Raw genomic sequence first — 14,216 nt, 5'->3', positions numbered from 1 at the left:
TTTTTGAGGGAGGCAACAAATGGGAATCACAAGGCGCGACTTCTTAACCCGAGTGGGACTGGCCGGCGGATACAGCGCCGCCTTCACCACCATGCAGTCGCTCGGGCTCATGCCCATGCCGCACGCTGAAGCCGTCACCTGGAACACCGCGCCCAACGCCGGCAAAGGCGCGAGTGTCGTCATTCTCGGCGGAGGCATCGCCGGCCTGGTCTCCGCCTATGAGATGGGCAAGCTTGGCTATCGATGTACCGTGCTCGAAACACGCGAGCGCCCCGGAGGCCGCAACTGGACCATCCGCAGCGGCACTACCATTGAATTCACCGACGGCACAAAGCAAACCGCAGACTGGCAATCGGACAGCTATTTCAACGCTGGCCCTGCCCGCCTCCCTTCGATCCACAAAACCATGCTCGGCTACTGCAAAGAGCTGGGCGTTCCCCTCGAAGTCGAAGTCAACACCTCGCGCAGCGCGCTTCTCGTCAACGATAGCGTCTTCGGCGGCAAGGCCATCGAACAGCGCGAAGCCATTAACGACACCCGCGGCCATGTCTCCGAGCTCCTGGCAAAGTGCATCCATCAGAACGCGCTCGATCAGGAGCTGACCGCCGATGACCGCGAGCGCATGCTTGCCTTTCTGCGCCTCTATGGCGACCTCAAGCCCGACTTCACCTACAAAGGATCCTCGCGTGCAGGCGACAAATGCCTGCCCGGCGCCGGTGATGTAGCCGAAGAACCGAAACCGCCGCTCGACATGCATGCATTGCTCGACGCCGGCTTCTGGCAAGGCATTCTCTTCGAAGAGACCCTCGACATGCAGGCAACGATGATGCAGCCCGTCGGCGGCATGGATCGCATTCCCTATGCCTTCGCAAAAAAGCTCGGCAATGTCGTCGAGTACAAGTCCTCAGTAAAAGAAATCCGCCGGACCGCGAAAGGTGTCCGCATCGTCTATGCGCAGAACGGCGCTGAAAAAAGCATCGAGGCCGACTACGCCATCTGCGCGCTCCCCATCTCTGTCCTGAAAAACATCCCCAATGATTTCTCCCCGCGCATCAAGCAGGCCATCGACGAAGTCAGTTACGACGACGCCTACAAGATCGCCTGGGAATCCAAACGTTTCTGGGAAACCGATTTCGAAATCTATGGAGGCATCTCCTGGGTCTTCAGTGGGCCCGTGCGAGTCATCTGGTATCCCAGCGGAAAGCTCTTCAATGAAACAGGCGTCGTAGTCTCAGGCTATGGGGTTGAGCACATCACCGATCTCTGCAAGCTCCCGAACATGCAGGCCAAGTTCGATTGCTCCCGCGCCGCCATCGAAAAGCTTCATCCCGGATACGGCAAGTATCTGACCAAGCCCGTGTACGTGAACTGGGGCAAGATCCCGCATAACATGGGCTCCTGGGTAGGCCGCGCCCCCAGCTACGTCGAAGGCAAAACCACCGTCTACTACGACGGCCCGTACAAGCAGTTCATCGAGCCTGACGGCCCCTTCTTCTTCGCCGGCGATCACTGCAGCCACATCATAGGCTGGCAGGAAGGAGCAGCACTCTCAGCGCACCGCGCCTTAAAACTCATAGGCGACCGCATCCAGTCCACATAGCATCGGTAGCCACCACCACGGGTGCCCCAGAGCCTGCCCTGAGCGAAGTCGAATGGGTTCGCGCAGCTAACCTGGGGTTGTTCGTTTTGTTTTGACAGTCACGCCGCACCCACCTCAAGCCTTCGGCAACCGCCCCGCCATCTCCTTGCCGAAGCGCACGCTCTCCGACACCCCCCGATCCTCCGGATAGTAAAAACAGGTATCGGCAATCTGCAGCCCCTGAATCGGCGTCTCTACCGGCGGAAGCTTCGCGGCAAACCCCGGCTCGCACACCGGCTGCGCATAACGAAGACGCGCGACATGTGTCGCAATCAAGTCTTCCTTCGTCAGCGCCGGATTTACCCTCTGCAAATATCCGAAAGCCTCATCGAGCAGCGCCTCGTCCGTCCAGCTGAACTTCGGATGGTCGGTCGGCATGTAATAGGGAACATACACCACGCTCGCCCCTTCCACCGGCCTCAGGTTTGAAAACTCGATAATCCCGGGAACCGCAATGTCCGGCTCGCTGATGTTCACCCAAAAGTGCGGAGTGATCGAACGCTTCAGCTTGAAAACCAGGCAACAGATGCCTGTATTGATAATCGAATCGTAGCGCTGCTTCCAATCTTCCGGCAGGTCAGGAACCATAGCCGCAATCAAAGGCGTCGGCACAGTCGAAATCACCGCATCTGCCGTGACCGGACCTCCGCGAGTCAGCACGCCCGTCACCCGGCCATTTTCCACTACAACCTTCTCTGCCCCGCAGCCTGTCGAGATGCGCCCGCCGCGCTCCAAAATTGCCGCGCACAGCGCATCTACCAGGGTCTGGCTGCCGCCTTCGAGATACCCCAGCTCTTCCTGCATCATGGAACGGCGAGACCGTCCCACTCTCCGGATTCGCGTCCAGATCCATGCAGCCGAGATGTTGTCCGCATAGCGGTAAAACTTGAGCTCGAACAAGGGCCTCCACAGCCGGTCATAGACTTCTGTGCCGCACCACCGCGTGATCCACGAACGCGCTGACTCGGTCTCGATCGAGTCCCAACGGTCGCGGCGCACGGAAAGAAACGCGAATGCTGCATACCTCAACCGTGAGATGAGGCCGATCTCGTCAAAGCTCAGCAGCGCTACCGGCGTCCCCCATGCGTGCAACTGCCCGCCGGTAAAGATCCCCATCGATGTGTCTCGCCACCGCAGCCGGTCGCGGATACCAAGCTCTTCGAGTAGCTCCATCGTCGGCTGGTCGCTCTTGCAGATGAAATGGTAAAACCGCTCAATCGACAGCCCGGCCAGATCAAAGTGCGCGGCCATTCCCCCCGGCTCGGGAGCTGCCTCCAGCACTTCCACCGTATGTCCAGCATTGAGGGCATGAAAGGCCGCAGCCAGCCCCATCACTCCTGATCCAATCACAACAACGTTTGCGATAATGCACCTCTTGAGAAATTCCGCAGCAGCAAAAATTCAGAACCAGTCATAAGAAGAACTAAAAATCTAAAACGACCCGCGAATACACGGGATCCCGGAAGGTCTCCTCCAGAGCCTGCTCGAGCGGCGTCGCCCGCACTCCAAAGATTCCAGGCCAGTCAATCACTTCAAAGACATCCGGCGTTACCAGCGCCTGAAGCTGCTTGACCGTGAATGCCGGGTTCCGGTCAAAGAACGAGTTCACCTTCAGCAGCCCCCAGAACACGCTGTATGGAATCTTCTGCAGATGCGTCTTTGCGCCTATTGCTCTCTTTACTGCGCGGATCAGGTCGATGTAATCAATCCGCTCCTGCCCTGTGATGTTGTAGGCTCCCGTTTTTTCATTCATCAGCGAAGAGACAATAATCTCGCAGAAGTCCGCGGCATAGAGCGGCTGGCGCAGAAATTTCCCCGAGCCGGGAATAGGAAAGACCGGGACGCGCTGCATAAATCTCGCTAACCATCCCACATGCTTTCTGTCGAACCATCCGAACATCAGCGTCGGCCGCAGCACCACCTGCTTGATCCCGCTCGCGGCAACCAGAGCCTCCTGCGCCTTCTTCGTTTCCGTGTAGTTGTCCACCGCCATCGAATTCACCACCGACGACGAGATGCTCACGATGTAAGGAACCTTGTGCCGCACCGCTGCCTCTAGAAGGCGCTCCGTGGCTTCGACATTGTTGCGTATATACTCCTTCGCTTCGATACCCCCGATCTGCGCATGCCCGATCACCAGCGCGCGGCAGTCAGCCATCTCCGCTTCCCACGCGCTCACCTGAGTCCCATCGGCCAGATCGTTGTGGAGCACACGAACCTCAGGGTGATATTGCTCTAGGATTTTTACATTGGTGGGGTGTTTGTCGATAGCGACGATTCCCTGGAAGCCCTTTGCCGTCAATCGGGGAATCAGGTTCTGTCCGACAAGACCGGCAGCCCCGGTGATGATGATCTTTCCATTCTTTGTTTCTGCCATATTTTCAAGCGTCAAGGAGGCGAGCGAAGAGTCAGGTTTCGCCTCTCCCTTTACCATCTTCTCCTTCTAGGGCCTCTTTGTTTCGGGGGCAACCTCAGCGGGCTTGCAGCGCTCGACCTTTGACCCATGTAGATTCCACACTACCGGATAAAGGGAAAGGGAATCCGATTGCCGCTGTGCGCAAATAACCGATGACGTTTTAGACACCAAGCCGCTATCTCTTTATGAGTTCCATTGTCCATGGAACCGGCACGATTGGAATAACAACATGTTGTCCTGGTCTTGCTTTTTGCACCTGCTGCGCATAGACCTCAAAATGCTCATCAGGAAATGCCTTATACCTCCAGCCTGCAACGAGGCCCACAGGCATAAAAACGAGTGCAAGAGTCCCGGCCAGCCGTAACGGTCTAGCTGAAGCACGCAGCGCACACCAGACTGAGGCCCAAACAAAGACAAGAGAACTGAAAAACCAGTACCTACTACCGCCAGCCTGTGCGAGCACCTGCCATGGAGATCCTTGCCCAGAGGCAAGTGGGCTGCGTAGTCCAGCGAGGAGTATTGCCACGCCGTATACGATAACGAGCCTCAGTTCGAGACTGGCATGACGCAAGCAATACAGACAAATGGTGACTCCACCCATAAAGATGACGAGGAGTAGAGCGAATGGCAGTAAGACCGCAAATCTATGCGCGCCCAAAATTGCTGCGGTAAAGACGTTCCCACCGATCATTCGCACGAAGAGTTGAGGGGTAGCCCCGAGCGTTTCGACAAGCCGATTGCCTTGATAGTGGGCTAATGAAAGAAGTTGGGCGATCGTGCAAACCGCTGATATTACTAGTATCATCAGGCTCCAGGACTGACGGCGGAACCACCAGAAGACGAAGATAACAGGTGTAAGGAATATGCAGAACGGTCCGCTTAGAGCAGCGAACGTTATCACGATGCAATCGAAGAGATGCCCCGGCCACGCTTTCGGGGAGGTCGCTACTGCCAGCAAGACCGCGGCCAAGGCAAGATGCCACATGGCGTTGGTCAAGACAACATGGATCTCGCCGGCATTAGGAAGCTCAAGATAAGCTGCTGCAAACAGTACGCGTATTATGAATGGGGCCAGCCGGCAGCATCGTGGCGACAGCAGAATCGCTATCGGGAGCCATTGCACAATCATCCCTATGAACGCCATGATAAGCGGCGCAAACGACAACGGCACCAGCAACGAAATCGCTGCACCGAGCCGCTCGAGGAGGACATAATAGCCAACGTTAGACATTATGAGCGAATGTAGACCGCCCAGATTATATGCGTCTGCGTACCATCTGATTCCATCCTCTGCATAGAACTGCGCATGTGTGAATAGACTTGGATTGCGGCTGTAAATTAGAGGAATTGCAACTGCGAACACCACAATCTGCCATTTGGTATCTAAGCCTTTGTACTCGTCTTTTGCCGTCAGGCTTTCAAGTTTTTTGATCTTCTCACGTAGGTAGCCCAACATCATCCTTCTCCTATAGAGATAAAGCTGCTAACGCACCGCACAAGATGTATGTCCGCCTTGCCACAATCGGAATCAGATTGCTTCAAGTTTCTTCTCGCATTGTAGTCATCCTGGTATGGAACTACAGGTGCCGTGCGGTACAGGATGCCGAAAGAGGCAAGAGTCGGAAACAGCAGGGCTAGAAGCAGCAGGATGGTCGTCCATTGCCGGGCGCCCTGGCTTACCGGAACACGAGGACTCCCCTTCTCCTGGCTGGAAATCTTGGATGTCATGGTTTATGTCGGAATACGTAGTTTTTATTATCCATAAACATTCTTCACTCTACGCCTCATTCTTTAGTTACCAACGAGGGAGTGGGCTGCCTGCTGTTTATTGCTTCATGCCAAAATCTCTGCTTCCTCTTGACAATCTAGACGAGTCGAGGTCACTCTAGATCATCTAGGGGAGACTGCATGTCCGGAAAACCCAGCGATCTTGTTCAGGGCACACTTGAGATGCTTGTCCTGAAGACCCTGGCTCTCGAGCCTATGCACGGCTACGGCATTGCTTTGCGGATCGAGCAGATGAGCCATGGAGTCTTCTGCGTCAATCCAGGGTCGCTCTTTCCTGCTCTCAGCCGCCTTGAGAGAGACGGCCGCATTCAATCCGAGTGGCGCGCTACGGAGAACAACCGGCGAGCCAGGTACTATCTGCTGACTGAGCATGGGCACAAGGCCCTTCAAGATGAGACCCAGGCATGGGGGCGTCAGGTCGCCGCCATTGCCAGAATCCTGGAAGCCTGACGGAGGGTGCATGCTGCGCAATCTGCTTACCGGACTGAAGGCCGCCTTTCACAAAGATGAGCACAGCCGTGAGATGGATGAAGAGCTGCAGGGCTTTATTGAAGCATCCACGACGGAAAAGATTCGCCGCGGCATGACTCCGGAACAGGCGCGACGGGCGGCGCGAGCAGAGATGGGGAGCGTGGAAACAGTAAAAGAGAAAGTCGCGGCGGCTGGATGGGAATCGGTTGCGGAGGGCTTGCTGCAGGACATTCGTTATGGCTTGCGCTCGCTGGCAAAAAATCCAGGATTCACTTCTGTAGCAATCCTCTCGCTTGCGCTGGGGATTGGCGCAACCACTTCGATGTTCAGCCTCATTTATGCAGTGCTGCTGCATCCCGTACCTTATGCGGACTGGCAGCGCCTCACCTACCCTGCCTATTTCAATGATGATCTGCCTGGATCGCCTGTGTGGTGGTTATCGCTTCACTGGCCACAGTATCAGCAACTGCTCAAGGCAAACTCCATTGAAGATGTGGTTGGCTCACAAAACATGAATGGAGAGATCACAGGCCACGATGTTCCTGAAGATGTCTCTATCACTTACGTCACCGAAAATATTGGGAATTTTCTGCGAGTCACGCCGGTGCTGGGCCGTAATCTGCAGCTTTCCGATGCGAACACTGCCGGCCAACAGGCGCCGGTTGTTCTGGACTATAACTTCTGGATGCGCCACTACAATGGCGACCGCGATGTATTAGGTCAAGCGCTGGAAATCGACCACAGACCTTACACCATTGTCGGCGTCATGCCCAGGAACTATGCATGGTGGCCTGATGTTTATGTTCCTGCCTCGCTGCTGCCTGAGCGTGAGCGCAATCTCGTTCCAGTGATGAAGCTCAGGCCCGGCGTTAGTCTTGCTATGGCAGATGCTGAAATCGAGTCATTGTTTCACCAGCTTGCCATGCCGTATGGTTTTCCGAAGCATTTCCGAATACATTTTCAGCACATCTCCGACCGCATCCTCGAGACCATGGGGCGTGCACTGGCTCTTCTCTTCATTGCGGTGGCTGTACTGCTCATCATTGGGTGCGCGAATTGCTCTATTCTGCTTCTTGCCCGCGGCATGGCGCGTCAGAGTGAGCTGGCTGTCCGCACTGCGCTCGGCGCGAGCCGCTATCGCATTGTCCACCAGCTGCTGGTTGAAGCTCTGATGCTTGCTGTCACAGGTTCCATGCTTGGAATTGTGCTTGCCTACTGGCTGGCCAAGCTTATCTTCTCGCTGTTTCCTGACGTCTTCATGCACGAGTCCGTCATTGAGATCAACCTGCCCATTCTTGTATTTTCGATTGGGCTTGCGGCTTTCAGCGGACTTCTCTTCGGGCTCATTCCTTCGCTGCGCATGTCGCGGCCCGATGTCTCGCAGGTGATGCAGGCCACAGCGCGCAAAGTCACCGGGCGCCCGAGCCAGACCAGATCACTGAATATCCTGATCGCCTCGCAGATTACTCTCACGATCGTCATGATGAGCGCGGCCGGGGCCGCCATCGGAAGCTTCATGGAACTGATGCATCGCAATTTTGGCTACGACCCGACACATGTGATGTCTGTGTCCATTCCATTACATCGTAATTCTCTGCTGACAAGAGAGACGCGCATTTCTTACTTCGAAACATTGCGCCAGAAGATCGCTGTTATCCCCGGGGTTACCGAGGTAGCCACCAGCGTGAATGCGACACCGCCCAGCAGCGGGTGGGACCTTACCTTCGAAGTTCTCGGTATGCCTTTTGCCAGCCAGCAGCATTTTCGGCTCAATAGTGTCGGACCGGGCTATTTCTCCACGCTGCGAATTCCACTGCTCCATGGCCGCATCTGGGACGAGAGTGAAGAGACTCGCGGCGCTGCGGTTGCGGTCATTAATCAGACGCTTGCCCGCCACCATTTCCCCAAAGGCGACGCGATTGGGCAGCAGATTCGCATGCCTGATCTCAGAGCCACCTCTCCTGATCCTCCCTACACGGTCGGCGTTCCCGACACCAACGGCTGGCTCCAGGTAATTGGAGTGGTGGGAGACTCCGCAAACGACGGCCCGGACAGGCCTGTGCAGGCGGCGCTTTATATGCCCAGCACCCGTCTTGTGACAATGAGAACGCAGTTCCTTATTCGAACCCAGGGAGCGCCGCTAGCGATGCTGCAAGATGTGCGCCTTGCTGTTCAGTCAGTGAATCGCGACCAGCAGATAGGTGGCAATGTGCGTGACCTTCAGGGACTGATGGAGCGGGAGCCGGGCTGGCGTCAGCAGCGCATGTTTTCCATACTCTTCGCGGTTTTTTCCGGACTGGCGCTGGCCCTCGCGCTCATTGGCCTGTACAGCGTCATTTCCTACAGCGTTACGCAGCGAACGAATGAATTCGGAATCCGCATGGCGCTCGGCGCGCAGCGAGGACATGTACTGTGGATTGTCGCCCGCAGTGTTGCCGTCACAGTGGGCAGCGGACTGGCTTGCGGATTGATCATCGCGCTCGCCTCGCAGAAGTTCCTGGCCCAATGGACGGACAACCATTCGCACAATCCACTGATCCTCGTCTCGGTCGTTCTGCTTTTCATACTCAGTGCAAGCTGCGCCTGCATTCTTCCGGCGCTTCGAGCGTCGAGGGTCGATCCGCTGGTAGCGCTGCGCTATGAATAATGGCGAGACAATTTTGGGGCAATAAAAGAGGCAGCCTAAAAGGCTGCCTCTTTTTAGTTGATTCGGAAATCTGCTCAGTCGGCGCTTACAGGCTGGCGTGATTCGAGCTCAGCGAGACGCTTGGCCAGGAGCTGCTCGAGGTTTTCGAGCGCCTTGCTGAAGCCTTCGATGCCCTCTTTCAGCTTGTCGTGTGCCATGCGGTCTTCGGCGTGCATCTTGTCGAAGGTCGCCTTGTCGATGGTGAGCTTTTCGATCTCGAGGCCCTTCGCCTTTTCAGGATCGAGCTTGCGCGGGAGCTCGCCCTGTGCAGCCTGGAGCTCTTCGAGCAGGTGCGGCGAGATGGTCAGCAGGTCAGAGCCGGCAAGTTCGATGATCTCGCCCGTATTGCGGAAGCTCGCGCCCATGACCAGCGTCTTATAGCCGAACTTCTTGTAGTAGTTGAAGATGCGGGTGACGGACTGCACGCCCGGGTCGTCTGCACCCTTGTAGTCCTTGCCCGTGTCCTTTTTGTACCAGTCGAGGATGCGGCCGACGAAGGGCGAAACCAGGGTGACCTTGGCTTCTGCGCAGGCAATAGCCTGGTGCAGGCCGAAGAGCAGCGTCAGGTTGCAGTGAATCCCTTCCTTTTCAAGCTGCTCGGCAGCGCGGATGCCTTCCCAGGTGGAGGCGATCTTGATAAGGATGCGCTCGCGCGAAATTCCGGCCTTTTCGTAAAGGCCGATGATTTCGCGGGCCACCTTCATCGTGCCTTCCGTGTCGAAGGAGAGGCGGGCGTCGACTTCAGTCGAAACGCGGCCCGGGATGACGGCCAGAATCCGTTTGCCAAACTCAATGGCGAGGTGCTTGAAGGCAAGATTCGCTACCTCCTTATCGGCAGCGCCGTCGCCCAGCGACTTGCGTGCGTCAAGCAGCGTTCCGTCCACAATCGACTGGTACTGCGGCATCTGTGCGGCAGCCGTGATGAGCGACGGATTGGTGGTCGCATCCTGTGGCTTGACCTTCTCGATGGCTTCAATGTCTCCGGTATCGGCGACAACAGTCGTCATGGTACGGAGCTGTTCAAGCAGACTCTTTGCCATAATTCCTCCTCATGGGGTTTGCCCGCGCTTATGTCTATTAGATGCGCCGGGGCGAATTGCGGTCTCACCTACGATTATCCCACGACGACGGGATTTGATAGTGTTGCAATCCCTTCAATCGTGACTTCGACGCTGTCTCCGGGCTGCATGGGCGCCACGCCGGAGGGCGTTCCAGTAGGGATTAAATCGCCGGGATAGAGCGTCATGGCGGCGGTGATGTGGCGCAGCAGATGGACTATGGGGAAGATGAGATCGTGCGTGTTGCCGTCCTGTTTCAGGTCGCCATTGAGACGTGTCTGGACACGGATGCCGGCTTCGGGGTCGATCTCATCAGTCACAAGCGGACCAGCCGGACAGAAAGTGTCAAGGCCCTTGGCGCGCGACCACTGGCCATCGGACTTTTGCAGATCGCGGGCAGTAACGTCGTTGACGATGGTATAGCCGCGGATATATTGACGAACATCTTCATCAGGGCCGATCTTGGAACAGCGCTTGCCGATGACGACGGCAAGTTCGCCTTCAAAATCGACTCGCTGGGAAATTTCAGGGATACGAATCTCCTGCTTGTGGGCGATGACCGATGATGGAGCCTTGAGGAAGAGCAGCGGCTCTTTGGGGACTTCATTGCCGAGCTCGGCGGCGTGCTCGCGGTAGTTGCGTCCAATGCAGACGATCTTTGAAGGCACGACGGGCGGCAGAAGCGCGGCGCGTTCGAGCGGGACGGGATCGATGGCCTCGTTGGCGAACTTCGTCCATGGGTCTTCTTCAAAGGGAGGCAGCAGGCGCTCGATCCAGGGCGCGCCATTGCGGTCGATGATCTCGCCGTATTGTGGGCCGAAGTCGGATTGGAAGCGGCAGTATTTCATTGGTATCTCCCGTTTCTAGTACAGAAAAATCAACCGTCAAGACGCTAAGTACGCCAAGATTTCGCCAAGGAAAACTTCTTTCCACTACAGAGTGCACAGAGCCTCACAGAGGATATCAATCTCGCCGATTAAATTTGTAATCTTCGTGTCCGCTCGTCATTCATTGGGGCAGGGTTTCTTCTACTTCCTGTGAGCGGGAGCTTTCGTTGTGGTCCTGGTCAATGGCGCTTACCGAGTATGCGTAGCGGACGCCTGGTTTTGCCGCTGCGTCGCGGAACGCCGGGCCAGCGACAGGCTGCTGCGGCGAAATGCGGATAGGCGCGGCGCTCGATCCAGCCTCGTGCCGATAAACGATGTATCCGGCGAGGTCGTTTTCAGTATTCGCGGTCCATAGAAGGTTGATGGCATGCTCATCAGGACTGGCTACGGCGGTCAGGTCCGTGGGGACGGCGGGCGGGAAGACATCGCGTGTGTCGGTGGTGATGGTTTCGCTCAGGGTGCTGGCGACCTCGACCTTGTGACCGCTCAGCTCGACTGCGGTGATGCGCTGCGCCGTATAGCGGTAGACCTGGTTGAAGGCCGCATCCTTGTCAAAGGCGTGGGCCGGGTCGTGCTGCGGTGTGTATGGGACTTCAAGCATCTGCTGCGGAGGTGCTACGGCTCCCTTGCGCGTTGTTTCAGATGTGGGCTTGGCGGGCGCTCCGGATTTGGGAACGATAGTGCGCTGGATGCGGATCAGGTTGCCTGTATCCTGTGCCGGCTGCCACTGGAGAAGAACGCCATCGCCGCGTACCTGCGCGACTAAACCGGCTGCGGCTGCAGGTGCTGCTCCGGAAGCCGTCCAGGCAGGATTCGACGGGCCGGCGTTGTGGCCTTTGCGGTTGCTCAATTCGACAGTGTAGATAAGTAGCCGCTGCGGGCCAGATGTAAATTGCGCTGGCAGATGGTCAGTGAAATCAGCCTGGGCTCCGGGCGCGTATTTTGCCTTTCCGGCCGACTCGCATGCGCTGCCGGCAACGCTGCGGCAGATGGTGGTCTGCTGGTCGCCTTCGAGTTTTACACGATCGGTGGCGCGCTCGGGCATGGTCCAGTGGAGGTGAACGTCGTTGCCGGCGCGTGTGACGGTCAGGTCGGTGACAGGCCGGGGAAGGTAGAGGCTCGGGGCCTGCGGCGCTGTTTCGAGAGCGCAGGAAGTGAGCAGAGGCAGCACGGCGGACATACTGATCCAGATAAAAAGTGAAGCCCGCGCGCACTGTCTCATTCCGTTTTCAGCGTAGCAGAACTTCACCGCCCGAAAAATCAACCGCCAAGACGCTAAGTATGCCGGGAGCTGCAAGACTTCTTCACCATCGGCTTCGCTCAGGACAGGCTCCGAACACAGAGAGCACCGAGCTCGTTCGGGGGGATTCTGCATCCCCTACTTTGATTTAGAGAACATTGCCTCAAATGCACCTGCCAGTTTCGGGTGGATGAAGCGGAATCCTGGCCACGTGAGTTTTGTTGGGAGGACGCGCGTGCTGGCCAACAGGCCTTCTTCGGCAAATCCACCCAGCGCAGCACGCAGAGCGAAGGTCGGCATGGGAAATATGGACGGGCGATGGATGGCGTGCGCCAGCGTGCGCGTGAACTCGGCGTTTGTCACCGGATAGGGCGCCACCACATTGACCGGACCTGAGATTTTTTCGTTTTGAAGAATCGAAGAGACCGCGCGGACAACGTCAACAAGAGAAACCCAGCTCATCCATTGCTTGCCGGAACCGATTCGTCCTCCCATGCCTCGTCGGAAGACGGGAAGGAGCCGTTCGAGCGCGCCGCCTTCCGGCGAAAGCACCATGCCCATGCGCATCTGCACGACACGGATGCCGGCCTTGCATGCGGGCTGCGTCGCCTCTTCCCAGGCCACGCATGTCTGGGCCAGAAAACCGGAGCCGGGCGCGGACTGCTCGGTGAGTATTTCGTCTCCACGGTTGCCGTAGATGCCGATGGCCGAAGCGCAGACAAAGACCTTCGGCGGCTTTCTCAATCGCGCAAGGATCCCGGCAAGCTCATGCGTGTTGTTCACGCGGCTGCGAAAAATCACTTCTTTGTATTCGGGTGTCCAGCGGCGTGCGGCCACGTTTGCACCTGCCAGGTGCACGACTGCGTCGAAATTTTCCAGCTGGGAGATGTTCACGACCGGGCGGTCGGAGTACCAGCTGAGCTCCTTCGCGTCATACGGCTCGCGGTTGCGAACGAGCCTGATTACGGAATGCCCTCCTTGAGTGAAAACACGAACAAGAGTTGATCCGATCAACCCGGATGATCCACTTATAAGAATTCTCATTGTTTTCTTAAGAATGTCTGATGCCCATATTGAGGCAACAGATTGACCGGGAAATGACAATTCCGAGACAAAATATCCTTCTGAAATGGCTTACGATTCTCAACAACCGGAGCACAACTGTGTTCCAGGTGGTGAAACCGTTATCGATGCGGTGAAAATATTTATTTACCAAGACAAACGCGAATGGAATTTCATAGCATCAATTTTGTTATTCCACCGGGGAAGAAACTATGAACAGGAAACAGGAAAGCGAAAAGCAGATTGACCCGGGAAGCGCTGAAGCCTTTATAGCAGAAAAGCATATCGGCGAGCGCATCAAACGATTGCGCCTCAAGAAATCGATGGGGCTGGTGGAATTAGGCAGACACACGGGGCTTTCGGCAAGTTTTCTTTCTCAGCTTGAAACCGGCCGTGTTGTTCCCACTCTGCGCAATCTGGCCCGGATCGCAATCGTCTTCGGAAAAGACCTCTCTTACTTCTTCGAATCCGAACCACATACAGTCTTCCGCATCCACAAAAAGAATGAGCGCGTGCGCCTGCCGCAGACCGGAGTGGATGACCCTACGTACTACTTCGAAAGCATGGGCTTCATGGTACCGGACCGGCAGCTCGATCCCTACTATGCGGAGTTCATTCCGCTGAAGAAACCTGGACCAGTGCAATCACATGTCCACCCGGGCTGCGAATTTCTTTATGTGCTTGAGGGCGAGCTTGAGATCAGGCATGGAGATAGGACCCATGTTCTTGAAGCCGGCGACGGCGTTTATTTCGACGCGAGCACGCCGCATTCCTACCGCTGCGCCGGAAAGAATGCAGCCAAGGTCGTGATCGTGAGCATGCATCAGTCCGCGCCCCAGCCTGCGGTACACCTGCGGCCCATCGGTACACCTGTAGGCCCACGGCTTCCCCATCCGCCGGAAGCGCCACGGAATGGGGGCAAGGTTGAGGCGATGAGAACGCCGGTCTTCCGGCCAGCGCCTTAAAACT

The 14,216-nt window shown here is 56.7% G+C and carries 11 protein-coding genes; 4 read left to right on the top strand and 7 right to left on the bottom strand.

Annotated elements, in window-relative coordinates:
• Positions 1-19 precede the first annotated feature (19 nt).
• Positions 20-1,600, top strand: a complete 1,581-nt coding sequence (locus tag AC5S16_RS17195; protein ID WP_493931333.1) for a flavin monoamine oxidase family protein — start codon at positions 20-22, stop codon at positions 1,598-1,600.
• A gap of 114 nt (positions 1,601-1,714) precedes the next feature.
• On the opposite strand, the gene AC5S16_RS17190 is transcribed toward AC5S16_RS17195, so the two are convergent.
• The 3 genes from AC5S16_RS17190 to AC5S16_RS17180 all read right to left on the bottom strand — a co-directional run bounded on the left by AC5S16_RS17190 (position 1,715) and on the right by AC5S16_RS17180 (position 5,514).
• A complete protein-coding gene (locus tag AC5S16_RS17190) occupies positions 1,715-2,989 on the bottom strand; it encodes an NAD(P)/FAD-dependent oxidoreductase (RefSeq protein ID WP_493931332.1) in 1,275 nt (424 codons plus the stop codon).
• A 73-nt stretch (positions 2,990-3,062) separates the two neighbouring features.
• Positions 3,063-4,016, bottom strand: a complete 954-nt coding sequence (locus AC5S16_RS17185) for an NAD-dependent epimerase/dehydratase family protein (RefSeq protein WP_493931331.1) — start codon at positions 4,014-4,016, stop codon at positions 3,063-3,065.
• A gap of 214 nt (positions 4,017-4,230) precedes the next feature.
• Positions 4,231-5,514 (bottom strand): hypothetical protein, encoded by a 1,284-nt coding sequence (locus AC5S16_RS17180; protein WP_493931330.1) that lies wholly within the window; start codon positions 5,512-5,514, stop codon positions 4,231-4,233.
• Positions 5,515-5,963: 449 nt separating this feature from the next.
• Between AC5S16_RS17180 and AC5S16_RS17175 the strand changes: the two genes are divergently transcribed.
• Positions 5,964-6,293 carry a PadR family transcriptional regulator gene (locus AC5S16_RS17175; protein WP_493931329.1) on the top strand — a complete coding sequence of 110 codons (330 nt, stop codon included), beginning with the start codon at positions 5,964-5,966 and terminating at the stop codon, positions 6,291-6,293.
• Positions 6,294-6,303: 10 nt separating this feature from the next.
• Positions 6,304-8,961 carry an ABC transporter permease gene (locus tag AC5S16_RS17170; RefSeq protein ID WP_493931328.1) on the top strand — a complete coding sequence of 886 codons (2,658 nt, stop codon included), beginning with the start codon at positions 6,304-6,306 and terminating at the stop codon, positions 8,959-8,961.
• A 74-nt stretch (positions 8,962-9,035) separates the two neighbouring features.
• Here AC5S16_RS17170 and AC5S16_RS17165 read toward each other — a convergent pair whose 3' ends face one another.
• From AC5S16_RS17165 to AC5S16_RS17150, 4 genes are all read right to left on the bottom strand, one after another.
• Positions 9,036-10,040: a transaldolase gene (locus AC5S16_RS17165; RefSeq protein WP_493931327.1), complete on the bottom strand. Its 1,005-nt coding sequence runs from the start codon at positions 10,038-10,040 to the stop codon at positions 9,036-9,038.
• 74 nt (positions 10,041-10,114) lie between these two features.
• On the bottom strand, positions 10,115-10,906 hold the full coding sequence (locus AC5S16_RS17160; RefSeq protein WP_493931326.1) for a fumarylacetoacetate hydrolase family protein: 792 nt from the start codon (positions 10,904-10,906) through the stop codon (positions 10,115-10,117).
• A 160-nt stretch (positions 10,907-11,066) separates the two neighbouring features.
• Positions 11,067-12,125 (bottom strand): fibronectin type III domain-containing protein, encoded by a 1,059-nt coding sequence (locus AC5S16_RS17155; protein WP_493931325.1) that lies wholly within the window; start codon positions 12,123-12,125, stop codon positions 11,067-11,069.
• A 198-nt stretch (positions 12,126-12,323) separates the two neighbouring features.
• Positions 12,324-13,229 (bottom strand): TIGR01777 family oxidoreductase, encoded by a 906-nt coding sequence (locus tag AC5S16_RS17150; RefSeq protein WP_493931324.1) that lies wholly within the window; start codon positions 13,227-13,229, stop codon positions 12,324-12,326.
• A gap of 230 nt (positions 13,230-13,459) precedes the next feature.
• On the opposite strand from AC5S16_RS17150, the gene AC5S16_RS17145 reads away from it, so the two are divergent.
• A complete protein-coding gene (locus AC5S16_RS17145; protein ID WP_493931323.1) occupies positions 13,460-14,212 on the top strand; it encodes a helix-turn-helix domain-containing protein in 753 nt (250 codons plus the stop codon).
• The last annotated feature ends 4 nt before the right edge of the window (positions 14,213-14,216 follow it).

The organism is Acidobacterium sp. FHG110202_01, assembly GCF_059115305.1.
This window is presented reverse-complemented; position numbering and strand designations above follow the sequence as displayed.

Bases quoted from the DNA above. Each gene is read 5' to 3' on its own strand.
- AC5S16_RS17175 (WP_493931329.1), top strand. From the start codon at position 5,964: ATGTCCGGAAAACCCAGCGATCTTGTTCAGGGCACACTTGAGATGCTT.
- AC5S16_RS17185 (WP_493931331.1), bottom strand. From the start codon at position 4,016: ATGGCAGAAACAAAGAATGGAAAGATCATCATCACCGGGGCTGCCGGT.
- AC5S16_RS17170 (WP_493931328.1), top strand. From the start codon at position 6,304: ATGCTGCGCAATCTGCTTACCGGACTGAAGGCCGCCTTTCACAAAGAT.
- AC5S16_RS17195 (WP_493931333.1), top strand. From the start codon at position 20: ATGGGAATCACAAGGCGCGACTTCTTAACCCGAGTGGGACTGGCCGGC.
- AC5S16_RS17165 (WP_493931327.1), bottom strand. From the start codon at position 10,040: ATGGCAAAGAGTCTGCTTGAACAGCTCCGTACCATGACGACTGTTGTC.
- AC5S16_RS17180 (WP_493931330.1), bottom strand. From the start codon at position 5,514: ATGATGTTGGGCTACCTACGTGAGAAGATCAAAAAACTTGAAAGCCTG.
- AC5S16_RS17155 (WP_493931325.1), bottom strand. From the start codon at position 12,125: ATGTCCGCCGTGCTGCCTCTGCTCACTTCCTGCGCTCTCGAAACAGCG.
- AC5S16_RS17160 (WP_493931326.1), bottom strand. From the start codon at position 10,906: ATGAAATACTGCCGCTTCCAATCCGACTTCGGCCCACAATACGGCGAG.
- AC5S16_RS17150 (WP_493931324.1), bottom strand. From the start codon at position 13,229: ATGAGAATTCTTATAAGTGGATCATCCGGGTTGATCGGATCAACTCTT.
- AC5S16_RS17145 (WP_493931323.1), top strand. From the start codon at position 13,460: ATGAACAGGAAACAGGAAAGCGAAAAGCAGATTGACCCGGGAAGCGCT.